General features: G+C 60.2%; 25 protein-coding genes and 1 pseudogene. 14 read left to right on the forward strand and 12 right to left on the reverse strand.

The window, feature by feature from the left end:
- The first annotated feature begins 51 nt into the window (after positions 1-51).
- From CKW20_RS17635 to CKW20_RS17645, 3 genes are all read left to right on the forward strand, one after another.
- On the forward strand, positions 52-651 hold the full coding sequence (locus CKW20_RS17635; RefSeq protein WP_095054082.1) for a short chain dehydrogenase: 600 nt from the start codon (positions 52-54) through the stop codon (positions 649-651).
- 167 nt (positions 652-818) lie between these two features.
- The gene (locus tag CKW20_RS17640) at positions 819-1,484 is read left to right on the forward strand and encodes a COG3650 family protein (protein WP_095054083.1); all 666 of its coding nucleotides are present in this window, start codon (positions 819-821) and stop codon (positions 1,482-1,484) included.
- Positions 1,485-1,579: 95 nt separating this feature from the next.
- Positions 1,580-3,193, forward strand: a complete 1,614-nt coding sequence (locus CKW20_RS17645; RefSeq protein WP_095054084.1) for an NAD(P)/FAD-dependent oxidoreductase — start codon at positions 1,580-1,582, stop codon at positions 3,191-3,193.
- Positions 3,194-3,313: 120 nt separating this feature from the next.
- On the opposite strand, the gene CKW20_RS17655 is transcribed toward CKW20_RS17645, so the two are convergent.
- Positions 3,314-4,411 carry a PLP-dependent cysteine synthase family protein gene (locus CKW20_RS17655; protein WP_176466922.1) on the reverse strand — a complete coding sequence of 366 codons (1,098 nt, stop codon included), beginning with the start codon at positions 4,409-4,411 and terminating at the stop codon, positions 3,314-3,316.
- 246 nt (positions 4,412-4,657) lie between these two features.
- Here CKW20_RS17655 and nhaA point away from each other — a divergent pair, with 246 nt between their 5' ends.
- The 4 genes and pseudogenes from nhaA to CKW20_RS17675 all read left to right on the forward strand — a co-directional run bounded on the left by nhaA (position 4,658) and on the right by CKW20_RS17675 (position 7,703).
- A complete protein-coding gene (gene nhaA, locus CKW20_RS17660; protein WP_095054086.1) occupies positions 4,658-5,845 on the forward strand; it encodes a Na+/H+ antiporter NhaA in 1,188 nt (395 codons plus the stop codon).
- A gap of 121 nt (positions 5,846-5,966) precedes the next feature.
- Positions 5,967-7,156, forward strand: a pseudogene (locus CKW20_RS17665) (S-type pyocin domain-containing protein).
- A 10-nt stretch (positions 7,157-7,166) separates the two neighbouring features.
- Positions 7,167-7,418 carry a pyocin S6 family toxin immunity protein gene (locus CKW20_RS17670; RefSeq protein WP_095054087.1) on the forward strand — a complete coding sequence of 84 codons (252 nt, stop codon included), beginning with the start codon at positions 7,167-7,169 and terminating at the stop codon, positions 7,416-7,418.
- Between the two features lie 30 nt (positions 7,419-7,448).
- Positions 7,449-7,703, forward strand: coding sequence for a colicin E3-like toxin immunity protein (locus CKW20_RS17675; RefSeq protein ID WP_095054088.1), 255 nt, complete (start codon positions 7,449-7,451; stop codon positions 7,701-7,703).
- Between the two features lie 58 nt (positions 7,704-7,761).
- Here the strand turns inward: CKW20_RS17675 and CKW20_RS17680 are convergent, their stop codons facing one another.
- Positions 7,762-8,226: a glycine zipper 2TM domain-containing protein gene (locus tag CKW20_RS17680; RefSeq protein ID WP_095054089.1), complete on the reverse strand. Its 465-nt coding sequence runs from the start codon at positions 8,224-8,226 to the stop codon at positions 7,762-7,764.
- Positions 8,227-8,395: 169 nt separating this feature from the next.
- Between CKW20_RS17680 and CKW20_RS17685 the strand changes: the two genes are divergently transcribed.
- Positions 8,396-8,626, forward strand: a complete 231-nt coding sequence (locus CKW20_RS17685; protein ID WP_095054090.1) for a hypothetical protein — start codon at positions 8,396-8,398, stop codon at positions 8,624-8,626.
- Positions 8,627-8,731: 105 nt separating this feature from the next.
- On the opposite strand, the gene pdxH is transcribed toward CKW20_RS17685, so the two are convergent.
- The 5 genes from pdxH to dinG all read right to left on the reverse strand — a co-directional run bounded on the left by pdxH (position 8,732) and on the right by dinG (position 16,754).
- The gene (gene pdxH, locus CKW20_RS17690) at positions 8,732-9,379 is read right to left on the reverse strand and encodes a pyridoxamine 5'-phosphate oxidase (RefSeq protein ID WP_095054091.1); all 648 of its coding nucleotides are present in this window, start codon (positions 9,377-9,379) and stop codon (positions 8,732-8,734) included.
- 24 nt (positions 9,380-9,403) lie between these two features.
- Positions 9,404-10,501, reverse strand: coding sequence for an OmpA family protein (locus CKW20_RS17695; RefSeq protein ID WP_095054092.1), 1,098 nt, complete (start codon positions 10,499-10,501; stop codon positions 9,404-9,406).
- Between the two features lie 113 nt (positions 10,502-10,614).
- Complete coding sequence (locus tag CKW20_RS17700) at positions 10,615-11,760, reverse strand: serine hydrolase domain-containing protein (protein ID WP_095054093.1); 1,146 nt, start codon at positions 11,758-11,760, stop codon at positions 10,615-10,617.
- Between the two features lie 251 nt (positions 11,761-12,011).
- Positions 12,012-14,513: a beta-galactosidase gene (locus CKW20_RS17705; RefSeq protein WP_095054094.1), complete on the reverse strand. Its 2,502-nt coding sequence runs from the start codon at positions 14,511-14,513 to the stop codon at positions 12,012-12,014.
- Positions 14,514-14,609: 96 nt separating this feature from the next.
- The gene (gene dinG, locus CKW20_RS17710; RefSeq protein WP_095054095.1) at positions 14,610-16,754 is read right to left on the reverse strand and encodes an ATP-dependent DNA helicase DinG; all 2,145 of its coding nucleotides are present in this window, start codon (positions 16,752-16,754) and stop codon (positions 14,610-14,612) included.
- A 99-nt stretch (positions 16,755-16,853) separates the two neighbouring features.
- Here dinG and CKW20_RS17715 point away from each other — a divergent pair, with 99 nt between their 5' ends.
- Entirely contained in the window at positions 16,854-17,312 is a 459-nt protein-coding gene (locus tag CKW20_RS17715; RefSeq protein ID WP_095054096.1) for a CopD family protein, read from the forward strand.
- Positions 17,313-17,351: 39 nt separating this feature from the next.
- On the opposite strand, the gene CKW20_RS17720 is transcribed toward CKW20_RS17715, so the two are convergent.
- The 4 genes from CKW20_RS17720 to CKW20_RS17735 all read right to left on the reverse strand — a co-directional run bounded on the left by CKW20_RS17720 (position 17,352) and on the right by CKW20_RS17735 (position 20,029).
- Positions 17,352-18,110: a hypothetical protein gene (locus tag CKW20_RS17720; RefSeq protein ID WP_095054097.1), complete on the reverse strand. Its 759-nt coding sequence runs from the start codon at positions 18,108-18,110 to the stop codon at positions 17,352-17,354.
- Positions 18,103-18,381 carry a DUF1145 domain-containing protein gene (locus CKW20_RS17725; protein WP_095054098.1) on the reverse strand — a complete coding sequence of 93 codons (279 nt, stop codon included), beginning with the start codon at positions 18,379-18,381 and terminating at the stop codon, positions 18,103-18,105. The genes CKW20_RS17720 and CKW20_RS17725 overlap by 8 nt, the downstream gene beginning before the upstream one ends.
- A 148-nt stretch (positions 18,382-18,529) precedes the next feature.
- Positions 18,530-19,243: an OmpA family protein gene (locus CKW20_RS17730; protein WP_095054099.1), complete on the reverse strand. Its 714-nt coding sequence runs from the start codon at positions 19,241-19,243 to the stop codon at positions 18,530-18,532.
- 90 nt (positions 19,244-19,333) lie between these two features.
- Positions 19,334-20,029 (reverse strand): OmpA family protein, encoded by a 696-nt coding sequence (locus CKW20_RS17735; protein WP_095054100.1) that lies wholly within the window; start codon positions 20,027-20,029, stop codon positions 19,334-19,336.
- A 201-nt stretch (positions 20,030-20,230) separates the two neighbouring features.
- Between CKW20_RS17735 and CKW20_RS17740 the strand changes: the two genes are divergently transcribed.
- The 4 genes from CKW20_RS17740 to CKW20_RS17755 are packed head-to-tail and all read left to right on the forward strand — an operon-like array spanning position 20,231 to position 21,958.
- A complete protein-coding gene (locus tag CKW20_RS17740; protein WP_095054101.1) occupies positions 20,231-20,728 on the forward strand; it encodes a DUF6231 family protein in 498 nt (165 codons plus the stop codon).
- Between the two features lie 4 nt (positions 20,729-20,732).
- Positions 20,733-21,209: a YchJ family protein gene (locus tag CKW20_RS17745; protein WP_030131297.1), complete on the forward strand. Its 477-nt coding sequence runs from the start codon at positions 20,733-20,735 to the stop codon at positions 21,207-21,209.
- 33 nt (positions 21,210-21,242) lie between these two features.
- Positions 21,243-21,734: an LEA type 2 family protein gene (locus tag CKW20_RS17750; RefSeq protein ID WP_095054102.1), complete on the forward strand. Its 492-nt coding sequence runs from the start codon at positions 21,243-21,245 to the stop codon at positions 21,732-21,734.
- Between the two features lie 5 nt (positions 21,735-21,739).
- The gene (locus tag CKW20_RS17755) at positions 21,740-21,958 is read left to right on the forward strand and encodes an SEC-C metal-binding domain-containing protein (protein ID WP_046046248.1); all 219 of its coding nucleotides are present in this window, start codon (positions 21,740-21,742) and stop codon (positions 21,956-21,958) included.
- Between the two features lie 134 nt (positions 21,959-22,092).
- Here CKW20_RS17755 and CKW20_RS17760 read toward each other — a convergent pair whose 3' ends face one another.
- Positions 22,093-22,641 (reverse strand): cysteine hydrolase family protein, encoded by a 549-nt coding sequence (locus CKW20_RS17760; RefSeq protein WP_095054103.1) that lies wholly within the window; start codon positions 22,639-22,641, stop codon positions 22,093-22,095.
- Between the two features lie 380 nt (positions 22,642-23,021).
- On the opposite strand from CKW20_RS17760, the gene CKW20_RS17765 reads away from it, so the two are divergent.
- A complete protein-coding gene (locus CKW20_RS17765) occupies positions 23,022-25,472 on the forward strand; it encodes a penicillin acylase family protein (protein ID WP_095054104.1) in 2,451 nt (816 codons plus the stop codon).
- Positions 25,473-25,531 lie beyond the last annotated feature (59 nt).

Genomic DNA, 25,531 nt, shown 5'->3' on the forward strand with positions numbered 1-25,531 from the left:
AAAAACCACTCTAAACTTAAATTTAAATCCAACCCATTCAGGTACAGCACGATGAAAATTCTTTTGATTGGCGCCTCTGGCACCGTCGGTTCGGCGATTGACCATGAACTGTCCCAGCGCCACGAAATCATCCGTATTGGCCGTAAAAGCGGTGAGTTTCAGGTCGACATCAGTGACAGCGCCTCGATCCGAAAACTGTTCGAACAGACCGGCAACTTCGATGCGCTGATATGCGCCGCCGGCAGCGTCAACTTCGTGCCGCTGGCCACCATGACCGAACAAGACTTCGAGCTCGGCTTGCGGGACAAGCTGATGGGCCAGGTCAACTTGCTGCTGATCGGCCGGGAATTCGCCAATGACGGTGCATCATTCACCTTCACCACCGGCATCCTCAGCCACGATCCGATTCGTACCGGCAGCTCGGCCTCCCTGGTCAACGGCGCTCTGGACAGCTTCGTCCGTGCAGCGGCGATCGAACTGCCACGCGGTCTGCGCATCAACTCGGTCAGCCCGAACGTGCTGGTCGAAGCCATGGGCAGCTATGCCCCGTACTTCCGTGGTTTCAAACCGGTGCCCGCCGCCGAAGTGGCGCTGGCCTACGCCAAAAGCGTGGAAGGCTTACAGACCGGCCAGACCTACCATGTCGGCTAAATCGAACACGCCCCGTAGGAGCTGGCTTGCCAGCGAAGGCGGCCTCACGGCATGCAGCACCGATGAAAACGCCTTCGCCGGCAAGCCGGGTCCTACAGAGGACATTACAGGGTTGTGATGAACGGTCAGGCTGAGTAACGTGGCGACACTTGTCAGGAGACTCAAAGATGCGTGTTGCCCGTTCCTTAGTGCTGGTTGCCCTGCTTCCGCTGTTCGCCGCCTGCCAGTTGTTTGATGGCTCGCGCGAAAGTGCTTCCCATGTGGGCCAGACCCGCATGCAGGGCCAGTTAACGGCGGCCGACGGCAAGTTGCTGTTCCAGCCGTGCAATGAGCAGCGCAGTTATGTGGTCAACGACACCGGCGGCACCAGCGTCCTGCAAGAGGCCGCGACCCTGGCCGATGATCAGGGCAAATTGTTTGCCGACGTGCGCGGCCAGATCGTTGCCAGTGGTGCCGATAGCCGGCTCGATCTGGCGCAGCTGTACCGCGTCGAGCGCTCAGGCACAGCGTGCGACGATCCCAATTTCAAACAACTGACTCTGCGTGCCGCCGGCCATGGCCCTGAATGGAACGTCAAAGTCAGCGGCAAAGGCATGGTCATCGACCGCGCCGGCCAGCCGCCCTTGGCCCTGCCGTACGTTGAAGAGCAACTGGGCGATGGCCGTTTCAACCTGAGCACCGAAGCCAATAATCAACGCATCGAGCTCTGGGTCGCGCCGCAACGCTGCGTCGACAGCAGCACCGGCAGCGTGCAGCACATGAGCGCCGAACTGCGCATCGATGGTCAGGTGCAACGCGGCTGTGGGTATTTCGGCGGATCGCGTAACGACTGATCGTTTTTGCCTCACGGGAATCATCCTTTGAGGCTTATAATCGCGGGCTTCAAACGCCTTGGCGCAGTTGTGCGCCCCGCGAACCGGATCCCGTCATGTTACGAATCACCGAACTCAAGTTGCCGATCGACCATCCCGAAGAAGACCTGCGCCCTGCCATCGTGCAGCGCCTGGGCATCGCCAGTGATGACCTGCTCGATTTCACCTTGTTCAAGCGCAGCTACGATGCGCGCAAAAAGTCCTCCGAACTGTGCTTCATCTACACCATTGACCTCAACGTTCGCGATGAGGCGTCGGTGCTGCACACATTCGCCGATGACCGTAACGTCAACGTGGCGCCGGATGTCAACTACAAAGTGGTCGGCCAGGCGCCGGCTGATCTTGAGCAACGTCCTGTCGTCGTGGGTTTCGGCCCGTGCGGGATTTTCGCCGGGCTGCTGCTGGCGCAGATGGGCTTCAAGCCGATCATCCTCGAACGCGGCACCGAAGTGCGTCAACGCACCAAGGACACCTGGGGCCTATGGCGTAAAAGCGTGCTCAACCCCGAATCCAACGTGCAATTCGGTGAAGGCGGCGCGGGTACGTTCTCCGACGGCAAGCTCTACAGCCAGATCAAGGACCCGAAATTCATCGGGCGCAAAGTCTTGCACGAGTTCGTAAAAGCAGGTGCGCCGGAAGAAATTCTCTATGTCAGCAAACCGCACATCGGTACGTTCCGTCTGACCGGCGTAGTGGAAAACATGCGTGAGCAGATTCGTGCCCTCGGCGGCGAAGTGCGCTTCCAGCAGCGTGTCACTGACGTCTTGATCGAGGATGGCCAACTGGTCGGCGTTGAGCTCAATGGCGGCGAGCAGATCCATTCGAAACATGTGATTCTGGCTCTCGGCCACAGCGCCCGGGACACCTTCCGCATGCTTCACGGCCGTGGCGTATACATGGAAGCCAAGCCGTTCTCGGTGGGTTTTCGCATCGAGCACCCGCAATCGCTGATCGACCGCGCGCGCCTGGGCAAATACGCCGGGCACCCGAAACTCGGTGCCGCCGACTACAAACTGGTGCACCACGCCAAGAACGGTCGTTCGGTCTACAGCTTCTGCATGTGCCCGGGCGGCACCGTGGTGGCGGCGACTTCCGAGCCGAACCGCGTGGTCACCAACGGCATGAGCCAGTACTCGCGTAACGAGCGCAACGCCAACTCCGGGATCGTCGTCGGGATTACCCCGGAAGTCGACTATCCAGGTGGCCCGCTGGCCGGCATCGAGTTGCAGGAACGCCTGGAATCCCACGCCTTTGTGCTGGGCGGCAGCAATTACGAAGCACCGGCGCAATTGGTCGGCGACTTCATCGCAGGCAAGCCGTCGACTGAGTTGGGCAGCGTCGAGCCGTCCTACAAGCCGGGTGTTGCCTTGGGCGATTTGGCCTTGGCATTGCCGGCGTTCGCCATCGAAGCCATTCGCGAAGCCTTGCCGGCGTTCGAGAAGCAGATTCGTGGCTACTCGCTGCACGATGCGGTGTTGACCGGGATCGAGACGCGCACGTCATCGCCGCTGCGGATTACCCGTAACGAGTCGATGCAGAGCCTGAACGTGAAGGGTTTGTTCCCGGCCGGCGAAGGCGCGGGTTATGCAGGCGGGATTCTATCGGCGGGTGTCGACGGGATTCGGATTGCCGAAGCAGTGGCCCGAGACATCCTTGGCCTCGAGGCCTGACCCAGATGATCGTTCCCACGTTCCGCGTGGGAATGCAGCCAGGGACGCTCCGCGTCCCAAAAGCGGACGCAGAGCGTCCGGTGAGGCATTCCCACGCAGAGCGTGGGAACGATCATCGCGTCAGATATTGGCGCGCAACACGCTGGCCGGCAACGGCTCGCCGCGCTCGACACTCGCCGCCACGGCATCCATCAACCCACTCAACTCATACCCTTGGGCCTTGAGCCAGGCCTGATCATAATAAGTGGTGGCATAGCGCTCGCCGCCATCGCACAAAATCGCCACGATCGACCCCGACTCCCCCGCCGCTTTCATCTGTTGCGCCGCCATCAAAGCGCCGACCAGGTTGGTCCCGCTCGATCCGCCAACCCGTCGCCCCAAACGCTGCGCCAGATAATGCATGGCCGCCAGCGACAACGCGTCCGGCACTTTGACCATCGCATCGATCACCTTGGGCAGGAACGACGCTTCCACTCGCGGCCGACCAATGCCTTCAATCCGTGACCCGCAATCCAGACGCAGGCTGGCATCGCCGGTCTGGTAATAATCGAAGAACACCGAACGCTCGGCATCGGCGCAGAGCACGCGGGTGCAATGCTGGCGATAGCGCACGTAACGGCCGAGCGTCGCGGTGGTGCCGCCGGTGCCGGGGCTAGAAATCAGCCAGCTCGGTTCCGGGTGCTGCTCGAAGCGCATCTGCTGAAAGATCGATTCGGCAATGTTGTTGTTCGCCCGCCAGTCGGTGGCGCGCTCGGCGTAGGTGAACTGGTCGATGAAGTGCCCATCGTGTTCGCGAGCCAGGCGTTCGGACTCGGCGTAAATCTGCGTCGGATCGTCCACCAGATGGCTCTGGCCACCGTAGAAAGCGATCTGCGCGATCTTTTCCCTGGACGTGGTCGCAGGCATCACCGCAATGAACGGCAACCCCAGCAGGCGGGCGAAGTACGCCTCGGAAATCGCCGTCGAACCGCTGGAGGCTTCGATCACCGGCGCACCGGGTTTGAGCCAGCCGTTACACAGGGCGTAGAGGAACAACGAGCGCGCCAGCCGGTGTTTCAGGCTGCCGGTGGGATGGCTCGACTCATCCTTGAAATACAACTCGATGCCCGGCAACCCCGGCAGTGGCAAGGGGATCAGGTGGGTATCGGCGCTGCGCTGGAAGTCGGCTTCGATGATCCGGATGGCTTCGCGAGCCCACTGTCGGTTGTCGCTCATGATGGTTTCTCGTTGAATCAGGCAAGAGTCGGCCTTGTCACAAGGCTCAGCCCACAAGCTTAGGAAAGAACCTACCTCATGCACAGATACAGCTGAGGTCCAATACGTCCGGCAACTGCTAGGCTCAGACCTTTGCTGACCGCCCACCTTGTAACGGTATATAACAAAAAAGAATATAACTTTTGTTTTAACAACTAACGGTACGGGTTAGGGTGTGCCACCTTTTGAATTCATCGATGGAGAGCGACCTTGCCTCTGCGTAGCACGTTCACGCGTTTCTTTCAGTTGGAAGCTGCCAGCGGTCTGTTATTGATCGCCGCGGCCGCTCTCGCCCTGATCATCAACAACTCATCGCTGTCGTGGCTCTATAGCGGCCTGCTGGACACCCCCGTGGTGGCTCAGATCGGCGCGCTGAAAATCGCCAAACCGCTGCTACTGTGGATCAACGACGGCCTGATGGCCCTGTTCTTCCTGCTGATCGGCCTGGAAGTGAAACGCGAAGTGCTCGACGGCCAACTGTCGAAACCGTCGCAGATCGTCCTGCCCGGCGCGGCGGCGATTGGCGGCATGGTGGTGCCGGCGCTGATCTACTGGTTCCTTAATCGTGATAACCCGCCAGCCCTGAGTGGCTGGGCCATTCCGACCGCCACCGACATCGCCTTCGCCCTCGGCGTACTGGCCCTGCTGGGTAAACGCGTGCCGGTGTCGCTGAAACTGTTCCTGATGACCCTGGCGATCATCGACGACCTGGGCGCGATCATCATCATCGCGATTTTCTATTCCGGCGCACTGTCGACCTTGTCCCTGGCATTGGCCGCGGCCTGCATCGCGGCCTTGATCGGGATGAACCGACTCGGCGTGGTGAAGCTCGGACCTTACATGATCATCGGGCTGATCCTCTGGGTCTGCGTGCTCAAGAGCGGCGTGCACGCCACGCTGGCCGGTGTGACCCTGGCCTTCTGCATTCCACTGCGCACAAAAAACGCTGAGCCTTCGCCACTGCTGACCCTGGAGCATGCCCTGCATCCGTGGGTGGCCTACGGCATCCTGCCGCTGTTCGCCTTCGCCAACGCCGGCCTGTCCCTGAGCGGCGTGACCGTCGAAAGCTTCACCCACGACGTGCCGATGGGCATCGCCATCGGCCTGCTGCTGGGCAAGATGGTCGGCGTGTTCGGCCTGACCTGGCTGGCAGTGAAAATCGGCATCGCCGCCCTGCCCCAAGGCGCCAACTGGGGCCAGATACTGGGCGTGGCCATTCTCTGCGGCATCGGTTTCACCATGAGCCTGTTTGTCGGCTCCCTGGCCTTCGTGCCCGGCGCCAGTGAATACGCCGGGATGGATCGCATGGGGATTCTGACCGGCTCGATTCTGGCGGCGTTGATCGGTTATGCGGTGACGGCGGCGGCGAGTCGCAAGAGCACGGCGCTGCCGTCCTGAGCGATAGAGAACCCTCTTAGCGACATTCAGGATTCGTCCTACAGCCATGATCAGCCACGTTCGTTAACGTCGTGCAGCCCCTCTTTCGGGGGCTGCCGATGGACGAGCGAAAGGACAATCAGTGGCTGGCAACAAGGACATTCCCCGGGTGCAAAACCCACCGTCAGGTGACGGGCATCACATCACTCACCGCTACATGACGGCCACTGAATTGGCCGAGCGGGATGCCAGGCAAAACGCCTACGATGCCATGCTCGCCAGACAACAGGCCTTCAAAGACAGCCTTCAGGTCGTTGCAAAAAAGGACGACGTTGTCCGCGCGGGATGCGTGTTTGCCAAGTCCTGCAAGCTGCCCGATGCAATCATCGATTACTCGAATCCCTCAGGGATGGTGCCCACAGACAGCCTGAAGGATTACGGCGAACTGATCCTGCTCGGTGCCCGCGAGGCCGATGAAAGCGGTGTCGTGCCGCTCAGGAAAATCAGTGGCACTGCGATTCCGGCGGGTTTCGGCAGCTTTGCTTTGGCCGGCTCAGCGTTCGCCGCACTGCCCGCTGTCGCCGCCAGCACCGCTGCAGCCACCTTGGCAGGCTTGGTGGCCCTGGTCATACCGTCGAGCCTTGGCGACAGCTCGCTCTACACCGAAGATCAACTGCGATCCCTCAAACAGGCACGTACTCGCGTGCGCCTGCGGGTCGAGCAGCAGGCTGACGGCAGTCTTAAGGGATACGGTTTCTACACCGGCAAAAATCGTGACTGGGAAATGGTCGATGTCGTGCAATTCACTTTGCGTGGCAGTCAGCAAGTGGCTGAGCTTGGGGATGGTATCGAGCTGATCTGGACACCGGCCGAGGACGGTTCGAACACCCTCGGCATCCCCGCCCTGGAAGCCGCACCGCAAGCGCCGCACATCTGGGTTTACCCGCCGACGAAAGCGGCTGACAGCATCATCGTGAACCCGGTGTATCCGCCGGAGTACAAGGATTTCATTCTTGTACTCCGGCGGATTCGGGGGTGTTGCCGGTTTATATAGTCCTCAGTCAGACCGGAGATCATACCTACTACGACCACCCGAAAACCCTGCCCGCATTCCCTGATGCAACCCGAGTAAAGTCGAAGTCATCTGTTCAAGGAGGTGGAAAGAAGCGAGCCCGTTGGGTCGACCGGAAGGGGAGAATTTATGAATGGGACTACAAGAGTAACGCCGTGGAAAAATACGACAAATTGGGAGTTCATTTGGGTGAGTACAATCACATTACAGGCGAGCAAACAAAACCTGCAAAACCTGGCAGAAAAACCTCAAGACATTAAGGACTAAAGTATGCGTTACCTTTTAATAACAGGCTTTTACCCCGATGATAAACAGGACGATTCTTTACAATTTGAACTGGATATCGATGGCACTGAACTCAATGAAAAAGTAGCCCAACTCATTGAGTCAAAATCGCTTAATGAATTGGAACCTGGAGAGTTACTTTTAAACGAAAACCAGGTAGTGACGCTAACAGAGCTTCTGGGCGTCCAATTCCCAGAGGGTTTGGAATATTTTATGGGCACTTGCGCAAAACAATGAAAGCAATGGTTATATGAGAAAGAAATTCAGATGGGACTAAAAATCAGACTTGAGTGGTATGACAAGACTACTGAAATAGGCGTTGGAAATGAGTTATCTAACGATTTCGGGGGTGATGGCTCGGTAATTGAAGCACTAGGGCTACCAATCAAAAACAACATAAATAATGGCGGTTTTGACGTCTCTCCACACTGGATCAAAATACTTCAGCCCCATTTTCAACATGCCATTGAGTTCCCCGTCTACGATTATCAGATTTCGTTCGTCTATCGTGATCATTGGTAAAAAACAAAAAACCCCGACCAGTCACCTGATCGGGGTTTTGTTTTACCCTTCGCTCCGCTTAGTGCGCAACGCGGCTCGTACCATCAACAGTGGCGATCCGCACCCGCTCACCCACACGGAACACTTCGTTTGGCTGAACTTCCTGCACGTAGGCGCGCATGCTGCCATCGTCTTCGCGCACGGTGATTTCAACACCTTGAGTGCGGGTCAGGCCTTCTTCGGCAGCCGAGCCCATCAGGCCGCCGGCGACGGCGCCGATGACCGCTGCGACGATACTGCCGCGACCGCCACCGATGGCGCTACCGCCGACACCACCCACGACTGCGCCGGCGGCACTGCCGATCGGGGTTTTGGTGCCTTCGATTTTCACCGGACGCAGGGCTTCAATGGTACCCATGCGAATCGTCTGCACACGACGCGCTTCGTCACGGGAGTAGGAGTCACCGGTCAGGCTCGATTGGCAGCCAGTGAGCAACATCGCCATCGTGGAAAAGGAAGCAACCAGCAGAACAGACTTACGCATAGCATCAAACTCCATAGGACAGGTATCCATTAAACTCCGCAGCTTGACGCCTGTCACGACATCACCCGGATAAAATTGGTTTCATTCAGGCCCGATACAGGCGCTTTTTCGAACTCAGCACACAGTAGCGTCAAATTACAAAATCTGCGCCGCTGACCCAAGGATTTTCATGGATTACTTCATCATTGTTGTCACGACCGTCGCCGGCTTGTACTTCCATTGGTGGCTGTACGTGCGGATCAAACGCTGGATGGACCGCGATCTGGCGTTGTCACTGGCGGGTAAAGACGAACAGAAAAGAGCCTTTATGCTCCAGCAACTGGCGAACGCTCAAACGCAGAAGATCAAGCGGCGGGACCTGCCTCAGTGGCTGGAGGCTGCTGCGGCAAACTATCCCTGATACCAACCACCACGTAGGAGCCAGGCTTGCCGGCGAAGGCGTCCTTAAGTGCGCCTTCGCCGGCAAGCCTGGCTCCTACCAAAAGCGGTTCACTCACTAGGCTGTTTACGGTGCCAGGCGTTCACGAACCCAGTCGGCGCCCTGCAAGCGGTAGTTGAGGCGATCGTGCAGACGGCTCGGTCGGCCCTGCCAGAATTCGATGCGCTCGGGTAGCAAACGATAACCGCCCCAGTGCTCGGGGCAGTGAGGCTGGGTATCGCTGAAACGTTGCTCGGTGTTCTTGAGCAGCGCTTCCAGCTCGGCGCGATCAGCAATCACCTGGCTCTGGGGCGAGGCCCAGGCACCGAGACGGCTGCCCAGAGGGCGAACCTGATAGTAGGCGTCGGACTCTTCAGGCGTGACCTTCACCACCCTCCCTTCGATACGCACCTGGCGCTCCAGGGCTGGCCAGAAGAACGTCATGGCCGCAAATGGATTGGCTGCCAGTTGCTGACCCTTGTCGCTTTCGTAGTTGGTGAAGAAGGTGAAACCCTGCTCATCCAAACCCTTGAGCAGCAGGATGCGGCAATGCGGTCGACCGTCCTGATCGACGGTGGCCAGCGTCATGGCATTCGCCTCCACCGGCACCTGTTCGGTTTTCACCGCATCGGCAAACCACTGATGGAACAGCGCGAACGGCTCGGCCGGGGCTTGCGCCTCGGTCAGGCCATCTCGGGTGTAATCGCGACGCATATCTGCCAAGGGCCGGGTCATGGCGCATTCCTTTTGGTTAACGAATCACTTCTTTGTGTCATCGGCGACAGCGACTTTCTTGGTGTCGACAGCGGCTTTGGCGGGCGCAGTCTTTTTCACCACTGCTTTTTTGGCTGGAGCCTTGGCAGCCGCTTTCTTGACCGGTGCCTTTTTCGTCGCCGGCACAGCCGCTTTCTTCGCGGCAGGCGCTGGGGTCACAGGCTTGGCCACTGGCTTGATGTCTTGCGCAGCGACCATAGTTTTCACTGGTGCAGGAGCCGGCATGTTGTACTTGCTCAGCAACGCGACCATGGTGTTTGCCGGCGTCACCAACAGCTCGACGCGACGGTTCAAGGCACGACCTTCTGAACTGTCGTTGGCGGCGCGCGGAGCCTCGCCACCCATGCCGCGCAGCATCAGGCGATCACGCTGCAGACCGCTGAGACGGAAGATCGCCGCCACTGCCTGGGCACGCTCCTGGCTCAGCTTCACGTTGGCCGGTGCGGCGCCCGACGTATCACTGTGACCGAGTACCAGTACGGCGGTCTTTGGATCGACTTCGAGGATTTTCGCGACACGGGTGAACGGGCCGAGGGTCACCGGCAGCAGCATGGCCGGACGGTCAGGGTTGAACGAGCCTTCTACCGGGGCCGTGACAACCAGCACGTTTTCACGGCGTTCGAGTTTCAGATTGCTGTCCTTGATCGCCTCGCGCAGACGCGGTTCGTAGTCGTCGAGCCAGGCCTGGGTGACTTTCGGGTCGGGCATCGGCACGACTTTGGCGGTGCTCTGCTCCTTGCCGCCGAACGGCCACCACCAATTGCCACCGGCATCGGCTTCAGCCTTGGCTGCAACGGCCGGTTTGGCTTCAGGTTTAACTTCCGGCTTCACGTCCAGCTTGGCCACTTTGTCGGCAGCATCATCGGAACCGAACGGCCAGTACCAAGGGGATGCACTGTCAGCCTTGGCGACGGGTGCTGTTGCAGCAGGTTTCAGCGGGGCCGGCGCCGGCTCTTTGGTCGCAACCTTGTCGGAAGAACCGAACGGCCACCAGCTGCCGCCGTCTGCGTCATTTTGTGGAGTCTGTGCGCAACCGGTGATAGCGAAGCACAGGGCCAGGGCGAGAGTTTTATTGGATGACATTGGATATCCACAAAATGAAGTAATGAAAAATCAGACCGGGTTGGCCCCGGATAAACAGCGCTTTGAAACCACAAAGGCTTTCGGGTTCCGGCCCTGGCCCCCTTGAGCGTGATTTACAGACAAGTGGCCAGTACTCGCACAAGCTTTTGCGCTCGTGGATCCATCAAGACGTACGGCCCCAGGGTATTTGTCACAAAGCCGAAGGCCACATCGTGTTCCGGGTCAGCAAAACCCGTGGAGCCGCCAGCGCCCGGATGACCGAACGCCCGTGGGCCGAGGCCGTAGGTGGCGTTGGGTACGTCCGGTTGATCGAGCATGCAACCCAGGCCGAAGCGGGTCCGGGTCAATAAAGTCTTGTCTTCGCCGACGCTGTGTTCGCGGGTCAGCTCGTCGAGCATTTCGCTTTCCAGCAGGCTGCCGTCGAGCAGACCGGCGTAGAACCCGGCCAGGCTGCGGGCATTGCCGTGGCCGTTGGCGGCCGGCTGCTGCATGCGCCGCCATTCCGGTTTGTTGGTGCTAGTCATTATAGACGGCGGGTTGGTGAAGGCCCGGGTGGTCATGGCCGTCGGTTCGCGCATGGTCACTTGCAGCAAGCGCTGGGCCGCGGCATCGCCGAGGTTGCCCTTGCCACGGGCGATGTGCGCCACCCGATGGAACTCTTTGTCGGCAAGGCCGATGTGGAAGTCCAGCCCCAAAGGCTTCGCGACCCGTGCCACGATGGATTCGCCCGGCCCACGACCGTCGGCGCGACGCAGCAACTCACCGACCAGCCAGCCATAGGTGATCGCCGCATAACCGTGACCTTGACCCGGCGTCCACCATGGCGCTTCAGCGGCCAGGGCATCGACCATGGTCTGCCAGTCATAAAGTGCTTCAGGGGCCAGCAACTCGCGCAGCGCCGGCAGGCCGGCCTGATGGCAGAGCAAGTGGCGCAGGGTCACGGATTCTTTGCCGGCGGCAGCGAACTCGGGCCAGTAACGAGCAACCGGGGCATCCAGTTGCAGCTTGCCTTCGGCCACCAGTTGCAGCGCGGCTACGGCAGTGAAGGTCTTGGTGCAGGAAAACAGGTTGGCAATGGTGTCGCTGTGCCAGGCTTCAGTGCCGTCCTTGTCAGCGGTACCGCCCCAGAGGTCGAGAACGGTTTCCCCACCGATCCGGATGCACAACGCCGCGCCACGCTCCTGAGGATCGTCGAACAGCGCCGCAAACGCTTCGCGCACCGCTTCGAACTTAAGCTCGTAATGACCCTGAATCTGCACCCACAACTCTCCCGGATAAACGCTCTACAAAGTGGCTCGCATTGTTCCAGCCCTTGAGGGTTTTGGGAACAGGGCCAGGCCGGGCGGTCGCCCGGTCATGGAAATGAATCGGAAATTTATAGTGTCTGTACCGACGCCTTCGCGGGCAAGCCTCGCTCCTACAAGGTTCATGCGTTCGCGGACATCGCGACCAACGCAAAATCTGTAGGAGCGAGGCTTGCCCGCGAAGAACGATCACGCGGTCTCAACTGTTAATGACCATTGCCCGCATGACCAGCGCCTTGCCCCGCACTTTTGCCGACATCGCCTTGCTTGCCACCTTCGTGGCTGTCGGCTTTATCCGCCTCGGCCGCAGCCTTCTCGGCCTCTTTACCGAGTTGATCGACAGTCTGCACATTGTTTTTGCGCACGCTGTCCACGAAACCCTGGAACGGCAGGTCAGTAATGCCCACCAGACCGAAGTGCCCGTTCTCGCCATCCAGCAGGCGACCCGTCACCGGTTGATCGAGGTACTGGAACCAATGCACCCCGACAATCGACGGTTCGCTCATTGCCTGTTTGAGGAAGTTGGCGTAGGCCGGGCCGCGGTCTTCTTCTTTCGCCAGTTGTGTCACGCCGCCCCAGAACGGGCCGCGATCCGCCGAACCGAAGTTGAACTCGGTAATCAGCACCGGCTTGTCCAGGCTGCGCAGTCTGGCGAAGTCGTAACCGTCCTGGGGTTGCAAGGTGTACATATTGAAGCTCAACACGTCGCAGTATTGCGCGCAGGACTCGACGGCTTCCGGGGTGCTGACGGCAAAACGACCGCCCAGTAACAACTGGTTCGGCGCATGCCATTTGAGCGAATCGGAGACGGTTTTGAAGTACGTGTCGGCGAACACTTTTTGGAAGTACTTGAAGTCGGCTTCGATTTCCGGGTATTCGGCACTCGGCTGCGGCGGCACGAAGCCCGGGTCTTCCATCAATTCCCAGGCCGGCAGATCAATGCCCCAGGCTTTGGAAAGGCCCGCCTGGTTGCGGTATTTGTCTCGCAGTTGTTTGAGGAATGCGCGTTTGGCCGGCACGTCAGTGGTCATTTTCAAGGTGCCGTAGGCCAGCGCATAGCGAGCCTTCGGGTCATCGCCAGGGCCGGCCCAGGCCAGCTCATTGTCGGCGAAGTAACCGATCAGCCACGGATCGTCGCGATGGTCGCGGGCGGCGATGGCCACGGCGCGTTCGGTGGCCATGGCGAAACGCGGATCGAACGGGTCGGGCATGCCGCCCCACCAATCGGTGCCGGTGCTGATGCTGGCGTAATCGCCGACGATCGACAGCGGCAAGGTGTATGGCACACGGTCAGCATTGCCCAACACCGGTGCGCTCCAATTGCCAATGGTGTTGAAGCCCCAGGCTTGCAGGCGATCGAGGGTGTGACTGGCCCAGCGTTGTTCGTCAAAAACCACTTTGCAAGGTTCGACGACCACTTGCTCAGGCGCTTTTTCGCCCGACGCTTCAACGGCGCCGATCTTGGCCGCATCGGCAACCCCGGCCGTGGATTCGGTCGCCGCAGGAGCGGCTGATTGTTCGGTGGCCTTATCGGCCGTCGCCTCGATTGCATCGGCCTTGGCGGCTTCGGCGATACCGGCCTTGGTGTCGCTGTCCGGTACGCAAGGTTTGCCATACAGACGCTGCAGGTTGGCACCATAGAAATCGTACCAGCGACCATTATTGTAGGCTCGACCCTGATCGGCGCCGTTGCCGCCACGGTTGTCGCCCTCACCATAAAAAGCGGCCAGGGGCTCGTCGGGTTTGGGCAGGGACTCGAACATCCACTCGCGGCCCGCGACGTAGGTCTGATTGACGCTCGGAGTCACGCTGTTGACGCCAAGGGAATAGAACGGATGGCCTTCCGGGGTCACCAGGTACCAGCGGCCATCACGCTTTTCAGTACGGAAAAAGCCGCTGGCCTTGAAGACCGGGCCTTTGGTCCAGCCGCCGAACTTGTCCAGCGAGGTCTTCTCGCGCTCGGCCAGCCAGATTTTCAGTTGTTGCTGTTCTTTGGCCGCGGCGGATTTCAATTGATCGTCGCTGCTGACCTTCTCCGGCCATTTGGCCCGGGTCGATTGACCATAAGCGTCTACCAGACCGCCATAAGCGGCCTTGGTGACAGCCTCGCCGTCCTGCACGCCGAAGCGTTCGAGCAAGATGCTTTGGGCGACTTTCGGCTGATCCATCGACAAGGTCACCGACACCACTTGGCTACGGTCCAGCTCACCGGTACTGCTGGCCAGCAATACACGCTGACCTTCGAAATTGATTGGCATCGGCGGGCCCGCCTTCATGCCCTGGCTCAACGGTGAACTCGGCTGCAGTGGCACCAGCAGGGTTTGCGCAGGGCCGGCTGGCAGATCGACACGGCTAACCAGGGTCTTGCCGTCGTTGCTCTGGATTTTCACATACAGCGTCACGGCCCAGTTCATCGCGCTCTGGATTCGCAGGCTCATGACGCCCGACTGCGACCAGTCCCAGGCACCGGTCTGCGGCGTCAGGCGCAAGGTCGGTTGGGCAACCGGGTTGAAGGTCACGCGGCGTAGCACTTCGCCTTCGGCCGTTTGCTCCGCGTTGGATTGCGGAAGGCTGGCGTCCTGGGTCGCCACCTGAACCACGTCGGCGGGACGCACAAAGTTGAACAGCGTCTGCTGGCCGGCAGGGGCCGCCAGCAAAGGGGCTGCGAACATCAAGGCAAAAACAGCGGGCAACGAACGGCGAATCATAGGAACGTGGATCTCCCAAGCGACCATCAATGGGCCAGTGGAAAAGCGGTGGCAGTGAGGTAGACAACGCGGTGGGCCTATTTGCCCACCGGTGCATCAGGAAATTTCACGACGGAATGGCGGCAACGCATTGAGAATAGCTTTGCCATAGCGCTGCGTGACCAGACGGCGGTCAAGCAAGGTGATGGTGCCGCGGTCTTCTTCGGTTCGCAGCAAGCGACCGCAGGCCTGGACCAGTTTCAGCGAGGCGTCCGGCACGGAGATTTCCATGAACGGATTACCACCGCGGGCCTCGATCCATTCCGCCAGCGCCGCTTCGACCGGATCGTCGGGCACCGAGAACGGAATCTTGGCGATCACCACGTGCTCGCAGTAGGCACCGGGCAAATCCACGCCTTCGGCGAAACTCGCCAGGCCGAACAGCACGCTGGAATCCCCGCCATCGACCCGCGCCTTGTGCTTGTTCAGGGTTTCCTGTTTCGACAGGTTGCCTTGAATGAACACTTGCTTGCGCCAGTCGCGGTCCAGACCGTCGAACACGTCCTGCATCTGTTTGCGTGAGGAGAACAGCACCAAGGTGCCCCGCGAGCCTTCGACCAGTTGCGGCAAGTCGCGGATGATCGCCGCGGTGTGAGCCGGCGCGTCACGCGGGTCGGCTTTCAGGTCCGGCACCCGCAGCACGCCGGCGTCGGCGTGATGGAACGGGCTCGGAACCACCGCGGTGACGGCTGTTTTAGGCAGGCCGGCGCGCATGCGGAAGCGGTCGAAGGTACCGAGAGCGGTCAGGGTCGCCGATGTCACCAGCGCCCCGTAAGCCACGTTCCACAGGTTGCGCCGGAGCATGTCCGCCGCGAGGATCGGGCTGGCATTGACCTCGATGTCGAACAGCGAACCGCTTTCGGCCAGGGTCAGCCAGCGGGCCATGGGCGGGTTGTCTTCCGGGTCTTCGACGGTGAAGGCGGTCCACAACTCCCAATTGCCCGAAGAACGCGACAACAGGCTGCCGAACAGTGGGTACCACTCTTCGGCCTGGTTGCTGGCGATGCCGATATTGACCTCGCCGTCCATGCCTTCCTTGAGCAAATCGGTGAGACGGGTAAACAGGTCGGTCAGGCGCGCGAAGCCTTTCTTCAACTCGATGCCCATTTCGCGCATGTGCTCGGGGATCACCCCGCCAACAAAGCGATGACGTGGCCGCTCACGACCTTCGACGTCTTCGCCGGGCTTGAAGTCGGCGGCTTGCTCACAGGCGCTGAACATGAACTGCTGCTGGGTCTTGATCTCCCGCGCCAGCTCCGGCACTTGCTCGATCAACTTGCCCAGATCCCCCGGCAAGGGGTGCTGGGCGAGCAATTTGGTGAGGTTCTTGGCGGTGGTTTCCAGCCAGTCGGCGGTGGAACGCAGGCGTGTGTAATGGGCGAAGTGGCCGATGGCCTTGTCCGGCAGGTGGTGACCTTCGTCGAACACATAGATGGTGTCCCGCGGGTCCGGCAATACCGCGCCGCCGCCCAAAGCCAGGTCGGCCAGGACCATGTCGTGGTTGGTGACAATCACGTCGACTTTGCCCATGCCTTCGCGGGCCTTGTAGAAGGCGCACTGGCCGAAGTTCGGGCAATGACGGTTAGTGCACTGGCTATGATCGGTGGTCAGGCGCGCCCAGTCGGCGTCTTCCAGCGCCGTCGACCAACTGTCGCGGTCGCCGTCCCACTTATTGCCGGCGAGCTTCTCGATCATGCTGGTGAACAGCTTCTGACTGGCCTCATCGACCTCGATCTTGAAGCCTTCTTCTTCGAACAGCTGCGCGGTGGCCGTCTGCGCGTGACCTTCCTGAAGCAACATGTCGAGCTTGGACAGGCACATGTAGCGCCCGCGGCCCTTGGCCAGGGCGAAGCTGAAATTCAGCCCGCTGTTGCGCATCAAGTCGGGCAAATCCTTGTAGACGATCTGCTCTTGCAGGGCCACGGTGGCCGTGGCGATCACCAGGCGTTTACCGGCGGCCTTCGCGGTTGGGATCGCCGCCAGGCTGTAGGCCACGGTTTTACCGGTACCGGTGCCGGCTTCCACCGCGACAATCGCGGGGTCGCCACTGCGCCGGCCTTCGTCGTCGGTGTCGATGGCACCGAGGACCTTGGCAATTTCGGCGATCATCAGGCGTTGACCGTAGCGCGGCTTGAGGCTCTTGGCTTCGAGAAAACGCGAGTAGGCGCCCTGGATCGTGGTTTTGAGTTCGGTGCTGATCATGGATTGTCGGGCGCAAAAAATGCTGGATAAATTTTCAGTGGTTCGGATCGGCCGCTATCATACCCCGCTAATGAATCCTGCGCAGAACGGAGTAACTCAATGACACCCTTTGCCCTCGTCTACACCCTGCATTTACTGGCGGCCCTGATCTGGGTCGGCGGCATGTTTTTCGCCTGGATGGTCCTGCGCCCCGCGGCGATGAAGGCGCTGGAAGGCCCTTCCCGGTTGAAGCTGTGGGTAGAAGTGTTTCAAGGTTTTTTCCGCTGGGTCTGGGTCGCTGTTGTGCTTTTGCCGATCAGCGGCGTGGGCATGATTCATCTGCAGTTTGCCGGATTTGAAGCGGCGCCGCGGTATGTGCAGGTGATGATGGGATTGTATGTGGTGATGACGGCGCTGTTTATCCGGATTCAGGCGTTGCTGCTGCCGGAACTGCGCACAGCGGTGACGGCTCAGGATTGGCCGACGGGTGCGTCGGTGCTGGGCAGGATTCGTCGGTTGGTGGGGATTAACCTGGTGGTCGGGTTGGCGTTGGTGGCGATTGCGGCGGCTCGGCCGTGATCGTTCCCACGCAGAGCGTGGGAACGATCGCTTGAGGGCTTACAACCGCTGAATGCTCACCGAACCCGCCACTCCCGCAGGCCCTGGCTGGCCATCGGCGCCGGGGCGACCGCTCTTGCCGCCATCGGTTTTATAGACGAAACAGCCCTTGGCCTTGCCACCCGCTCCCGGTTTCCCCCCCGGTCCTGCCACGCCACCCACCCCGCCTGCAACCTCGACCTTGATCTGCTGCGCAGGATAATCACGCGGCACTTCCAGCCGAACCAGCGCCCCTGGCGCGCCCGGCAGGCCGTCGCTGCCATTACTGCCATCGGCACCGCGACCGGCCTGGCCCCAGGTACAACCCGGTGCTTGACCATTGGCCCCGTCGAGGCCGACAAACCCGGGGGCACCTGCGCCACCGCGAGCATCTACCGACAATTGCGGCGCGTTCAACGCTTTGATCTGCACATCCAGATTGCGCCCGGAGCGAGCGGCCTTGAGGTAAGTCCCCGGCGCGCCCCGCGCAGTGATCTGGCTGCCTTCGGCCAACTCGGCACGACTGACCTTCAACGCCAGCGCTTGTTCGCTTGGCACAATGGCAATCCGCGCATCACGCCCCAAGTGCAGTTCACCAACCGTCACTTCGGTCACGTTCGAGGGAATCAGCAAGGTGCCGTAATCGGCGACTTCCAGCCGCTCCAGTTGCAAGGTGCTGGCCGTGTTGGGCAAGCGCATCAGCGAGTTGGTTTCGACGCTCACCACCTGTGCGCAGGCCAATGGGCTGATAAGTGCAGCGAGCAGACAGAGTTTATGCATGGGAGGCCTTCGAAGCCGCTGGGGCCGGAATGGTTTGCAGGTGGAAAACGCCGAAAAAGACAATTTTCAGGCGATCACGCCAAGGATGGGCTCGACCTTTGAGGCTGCGGTTGCAGAACACCAGCTCCAGAAGATGGAGCCCTGCCAACACGCTGCCCGCCAGATTGACCAACAGGTGTAGAGGATGAATAAACGGTATGAGCAGATTGACCAGCACCACCAGCCAAAACAGCAGGGTCAACAACTTCCCCAGCCCCCAAAACACCTTCATACGCTGCCCCGTTGAGAATTATTCTTTGCGCGCACAGTAACGGCTTACGCGCGGGATAAGCCAGAGGCCAACAAAAAATTCTTCCGGAAGGTCGCCACTTGGCCGCCGGAACAACCTGACTGGTCGTCCGACGGCTCTATCACAGGGCTCAGCGATTGATATGCAACTCCACGCGACGGTTTTGCACCCGCCCTTCTTCTGTGTCGTTATCGGCCACCGGCTGGCTTTCGCCCCGGCCTTCGCTGGTGAGTTTGTTCGGCGCCAGCCCCTGACTCAACAGGTAGGCCGCCACGCTGCTGGCACGACGTTCCGACAGTTTCTGGTTATAGGCGTCCGAACCCTGGCTGTCGGTATGACCGACAACTTTAACGCTCACCACATCGGCGTTCTGCAATTTGGCCATCAGCGAATCCAGCTGAGTGCGCGCTTCGGGCATCAGGTCGGATTGGTTGTAAGCGAACAAGACGTTACCGTTCAGGGTGATGACTTCAGAAACCGGTGCTTCAACAGACTTCACGCTGGCCGGATATTGCGGCAACGGGCAACCGTGATGTTCGACAGGTGTATCGGCAGGCGTATCAGGGCAGCGATCACGTCGATCGAAAACACCATCGTCGTCTTCATCGCCATCCTGGGCGTAACAGATCAAGCCACCGGTCAAGATCCCGAGCGCGGCTCCACCCGCCGCCCAGCCACTGCTTTCGAGCGCGCCCAAGCCACCGCCGACCAGTCCGCCAATGACGCTGCAGATCGGCCAGGTACGTTGATTGAGGGGGGCAGTGCCATCGCTGTGAGTCGCGCAACCGGTCAGAAGACTGCCAAGCAGCAGAACCGGTAAGACGGTCCTTGTGAGAACGCTCATTGTGAATTCTCCTGTGTCACCGGCCCATACCGGTCACACAGGAGTAAAGACCCGCATCCGCGACTGTACAAGCCGCGGAATACAAGGGGCTTAGCGGTTGATTTTGATTTCCGTGCGGCGGTTCATCGCGCGGCCGTCAGCGGTTTTGTTATCGGCCACCGGCTGGCTTTCACCGGCACCGGTCACGGACACGAAACTGCTGCGTGGTATGCCTTGGGAAATCAGGTATTCCACCACCGAATGGGCACGTCTATCCGACAGTTTCTGGTTGTAGGCATCGCTGCCGACGCTGTCGGTATGACCGGTGACGGTCAGTTGGGCGCTGGAGGATTCCTGTTTCAGGCGCGTGGCTATGGTGTCGAGTACGTCTTTATCGGCAGGGGTGAGCTTGGCCGAGTCGAACTGGAAGTGCACATCGCGGATAACAATGACTTCTTCCTTGACCACCGCCGTTTCCTCGACCACCGGCGCTGGCGCTGGTGGAGGGCAGCCGTCGGCATCGACCCGCACGCCTTTAGGCGTACCCGGGCACTTGTCGCGGCTGTCCAGCACGCCATCGCCGTCTTCGTCGCCATCGCCGTGCACCCAGCAATAGGCCGCTGCCGTGCCGCCGATCAGCAGCGCGCCATACCCTGCCCATGCCGAACTCTCGGTCGCGCCGAGCCCTGCACCGACGACACCACCGACCGCCGCACAGGTCGGCCAGTCGGTTTTCTGCAAACCTGCGCAACCAGTCAACACACTGGTTAGCAGAACCAAGGGTAATGCTGTCCGAATTATGCTCATCTAGTTCTTCTCCTGAGGGATCGGCTTAAAACCGATTCTAGGGAGTAAAGACCCGACTTTTAATCTCCGCCAGCAATAGGCCATTGCTGTTTTGCCCCATGTTCACGGAAGATCGGTCCTTTTGGGCTGAACCCGCGAAACAGGACACTAGGCCCAGACGTTGGGGCAGGCTAGTCTTGGCGTTCTGATTGAGGATCTTTGATGATTGCAGGTATCTCTTCGCGCACGCCCCAACAGGCGTTGGCCGCTTTGCTTGATCGTTATGCCCCGGCACGTCTGCTGCTGATTGGCGCCAGCGAATTCCCCGCGCTCGAAGCGTTCAAAACCGCGCACCCGGACAGCATCGTCGCCTTTGCTGCGCCAGGGCCACTGCCCGCCGAACTGGCGGCGCAACGGTTTGATCTGGCGTTGGTGGTCGATTGCCTCGAACACTTGCCCAAGCGCAACGGCCTGAATCTGCTTGGCGGAATCCGCAACCTCAATGCCAGTCGCATTGCGGTGCTGGCCGACTTGCCGGCGTGCGGTTGGCAAGAGACAGACTTTTTCTCCCTGGCCCTGCAAGCCAGCGAACGCTTCCAGCGCGACGATCAAGTACTGACCCTGTTTACCTACGATCTGCTTGACTACAAGCAGGTGCCCGACTGGCTCAACTCACGCTTCTGGGCCAATCCGGAAAACTTCGGGAAATATTGGTGGTAACGCAATGAGTACATCCATTTGCCCTTGCGGCAGCGGCACGCTGCTCGATGCCTGCTGCGGCCATTACCATGCCGGCCATCCGGCCCCTAGCGCCGAAGTCTTGATGCGTTCGCGCTACAGTGCCTATGTACTGGGGCTGATCGACTATCTGGTGGCGACCACTCTGCCTGCGCAACAGCCCGGCCTGGATCGCCAGTCGATCAGCGACTGGAGCGCCCAAAGCACCTGGCTCGGCCTGGAAGTGGAAAGCGCCGAGGTTTTCGGCGGTCAGCCGGAGCACGCTTTCGTCACCTTCACCGCTCGCTGGCACGATAGCAGCGGCGAACACAGCCACCGCGAACGTTCGTCATTCGTGCAGAACGCCGGCCACTGGTATTTCATCGATCCCACCGTGCCGCTCAAGGCCGGGCGCAACGATGCGTGCCCGTGCGCCAGCGGGCAGAAGTTCAAGAAGTGTTGCGCGAGTTATTTCGGCGCTTGAGGCTAGACTGGGGGCCTAGGGAGAAACACGACCATGACCACCCGGCGACTTGCGCTCTATATGTTCACCTTGCTCCTGTTTTCAGGACTCGGCGGTTGTACGTCGTGGTTCGACTTTGACGACAATCTGCCGGATCCGCAGGTGCATCTGGTCAAGGTCGAGGTGGTCCGGGCCAAGCTGCTGGAGCAGAAATTCCTGCTGCATTTTCGCGTCGACAATCCCAACGACCAAGACCTGACGGTGCGTGCCCTGGAATATCGCATTCACTTGGGGGACATGTTGCTGACTGAAGGCGAGCACGAACACTGGTTCACGATCGGCCCCAAACGCAGTGCCTATTTCAAGGTACCGGTCCGCACCAACCTGTGGCCCAGGGTTCGAGACTTGGTGAAACTGCTGAAAAAACCCGACCAACCCATTCCCTATCGTCTGGAAGGTGAACTGGAAACCGGTATATTCATCGCGCACTACGTGCACCTGGCGCGCAATGGCGTGATAATCGCCGCCGATTTAATTCCGGAGTGACCCCGATGACCCAGCAACCTCATGTCCATGGCCCTGACTGCAACCACGATCATGACCATCACGACCATCACGACCATCATGATCACGACCATGGCCATGTCCACGGCCCGAACTGCGGCCACGCCCACCAGGAACCGGTGCGCAACGCCCTGAAAGATGTCGGCCGCAACGACCCTTGCCCATGCGGCAACGGCAAGAAATTCAAGAAGTGCCACGGCGCATAACACGCTGACGCACCGCTCTGTAGGAGCGAGCGGTGCGGCGATCCGACTTGCCCGCGAAGAACGATGACGCGGTTTGTCTGAATGACCGCGGTGCCCCTTTTCGCGGGCAAGTCGGATCGCCGCATCGCTCGCTCCTACAAAATCTGCGCAGTGTTCACAACCGTCGCATATTCGCCATGCAAATTACCCAGCGACATCGCATGTACTTCCTCGGCTGGATGGGCGTTACCGAAGAAATCCGCCTTGTCAAAGGTGAAACACGCATCCTGCGCAACCCACGCTTCAAAACCCAGATTCCCGGCCGTTCGCGCCGTGGACTCCACTGAGTTGTGGGTCGCCACGCCAACGATGATCAACTGATCGATCCCCGCCTCGCGCAAACGCGCCTCCAGCCCCGTCGAGCAAAAGGCATCCGGCACCTGTTTCTGAATCAGCCACTCACCCATCGATGGTTGAAAACGCTCCTGAAACTCCACCCCCGATTGCTGTGGCCAAAACACTGAATCCGCTGAACGGGACAGATGCTGCACATGAACCACCAGCCGCCCGGTTCGGCGCCAATGCCCCAGTAATTCCAGGATGCGCTCTTCGGCCTGAGGATTGTTTCGGCGGCCCAACTTGGGATGCAGGATGCCTTTTTGTTGATCGATGATGATCAGCGCCGCGTTTGTCTTGAGCTCCATGCCGACTTTTCTCCTGCCGGGGCATTGAATTCCCCGCACTTCAGCATCACCTCTTCCTAATGGCAAGCCATCAAACGCAAACAGGACGACCTGATGCTCGCGGTCGCTGTCCGTACCTGACGATATCTCTTGAGCACTTCATTAATCCGCCTAAACCCTGAGGCCCTGCACTCTGATCGTTCCCATGCTCCGCGTGGGAATGCTTCAACGGACGCTCCGCGTTCGGCTCTGGATGTGACGCAGAGCGTCACGGGCTGCACTCCCACACAGAGCGTGGGAACGATCAATAAAGAAATAACCCCGCCGCCGCTTGCGCGGCCACCTCCTGCTCACTAACGTAGCGCCTTTATTGCGCCACCACCCCCCGCAGGAGCTTTGCCATGGCCTCGCCAGCCCTTTCACATTTTCTTCCCCGGTTCGGCGTTGCCGCAGCAGTGGCCGGTGTTTTGAGCCTGACCGGTTGTCAGACCTGGAACACTCAGGACACCCTCCCGCCGACCTCTGGCGTGCAGCCGCTCAAGGGCTTGGCGCAGAATGTTTCGATTCGGCGCAATGCCATGGGCATGCCGCTGATCGAGAGCAACAGTTTCCACGATGCGCTGTTCACCCTCGGCTACGTGCATGCCAGCGACCGCATCAGCCAGATGGTCACTCTGCGTTTGCTCGCCCAGGGTCGTCTGGCGGAGATGTCCGGTTCGGACTTGCTCGACGCGGACCGCTACATGCGTGCGGTCAATCTGAAGAAAAGCGCCGCTGAGCTGTACAAGGCCTCTTCGCCGCGCCTCAAGCGTTTCTTCGAAGTCTATGCCCGTGGGGTCAACGCCTATCTGTTCCGCTACCGCGACAAACTGCCTGCGGACCTCGCGGCCACTGGCTACAAGCCGGAATATTGGCAACCGGAAGATTCGGCGCTGATTTTCTGCCTGTTGAATTTCAGTCAATCGGCGAACCTGCCGGAAGAGATTTCCTCGCTGATGCTGGCCCAGACCGTCAGTACCGACAAGTTGGCGTGGCTTGCGCCGTCCGCCCCTGATGAAAAACTTCCGGTCGCTGAAGCCGAAAAACTTCAGGGCATCAAACTCAACGGGCAAATCCCGGGGCTGAGCGAGATCACCAAGGCCACCGGTCAACTGTCGGATCTGAACCTGCTGGGCGCCACGTCCTCGAACAACTGGGCGATCGCCCCGCAACGCAGTCGCAGCGGCAAAAGCCTATTGGCCAGCGATAGCCATGGACCGCTGGGCGTGCCGTCGCTGTTCAGTTACGTGCAGATTCGCGCGCCGAAATACCAGGCCTCCGGCGTGACCATTGCCGGGTTACCCATGGTGCTTGGTGGTTTTAACGGCAAAGTGGCGTGGAGCATGACCACGGTCATGGGCGACAACCAGGACCTGTTCCTGGAAAAAATCAAACGCCAGGGCAATGGCCTTTCCTACGAAGTGGGCGGCAAATGGCAACCGGCGATCGTGCGCAACGAAACCTACTTCGTCAAAGGCCAGCGGCCGATTCGCGAAGCGGTGTACGAAACCCGCCACGGGCCACTGCTCAACAGCGCCCAAAGTACCGCACTGGCGAATGGTTTCGGCCTGGCCTTGCAAACACCGAACTTCACCGACGATAAAACCCTGGACGCTTTTTTCGATCTGTCCCGAGCGCAGAGCGTCGAGAAAGCCTCGGACGCCAGCCGTGAAATACGCGCCATCGCCCTGAATCTGGTGTTTGCCGATGCCAGCAACATCGGCTGGCAAGTCACCGGTCGCTACCCGAACCGTCGCGAAGGCGAAGGCTTGCTGCCGTCGCCGGGCTGGGAAGGTCGTTACGACTGGGACGGTTACGCCGACCCGATGCTCCATCCGTATGACCAGGACCCGGCTCAAGGCTGGCTCGGCACCGCCAACCAACGGGTCATTCCCCATGGCTACGGCATGCAGCTGTCCAATTCCTGGTCGGCACCGGAGCGCGGCGAACGCATGGCCGAACTGGCGGCTGTGGGCAAACACGACACACGTAGCCTGATCGCCATGCAATACGATCAGTCCACCACCTTTGCCGCCAAGCTGAAGAAAATGTTTGGAGCGCCGGGCATGGCTCAGCCACTCAAACAGGCCATCGAAGCGCTGCCGGAGGCTGATCGCGGCAAGGCTCGCGAGGCTTACACGCGCTTGATGGCTTTCGACGGCAAACTCAGCCCGACCTCCGCCGACGCGGCGATTTACGAGCTGTTCCTGCAGGAAAGCACTAAGCAGATTTTCCTCGACGAACTCGGCCCGCAAAGCACCCCGGCGTGGAAAGCCTTTATCGCCAATGGCAAGTTGTCTTACGCGGCTCAGGCCGATCATCTGCTGGGCCGTGAGGACAGTCCGTTCTGGGACGACCTGCGCACACCGCAGAAAGAAGATAAGCCGGTGATCCTCGCTCGCAGCCTGGCAGCGGCGATCAGCGCGGGTGACAGCCAGTTGGGTGGCGATCACAAAGCCTGGCAGTGGGGCAAACTGCACCGTTATGAGTGGAAAAACGCCAGTGGCCAGACCGTGCGCGGTCCTCTGGCGGCCGGCGGCGACCACACCACACTCAACACTGCCGCGTTCACCTGGGGTCAGGACTTCAACACCACGCTCGCACCGGCCATGCGCTTTATCGTCGATTTCGGCCAGGCCGAACCGCTGATGGGCCAGAACGGTACCGGCCAGTCCGGCAACCCGGCCAGCCCGCACTATCTCGATAGCGTCGATCCATGGCTCAAGGGGCAATACATGAGCCTGCCGATGCAGCCGCAGAACTTTGACAAGGTGTATGGCAAGACGCGGTTGACGCTGACGCCTGGCAAGTGACCTCGAGAGGGATCGGGCTTGCTCGCGAAAGCATGCTGCCGGTCCCCTTGATGCTGGAA

It is taken from the genome of Pseudomonas sp. Irchel s3b2 (assembly GCF_900187445.1).
Lineage (GTDB): Bacteria > Pseudomonadota > Gammaproteobacteria > Pseudomonadales > Pseudomonadaceae > Aquipseudomonas.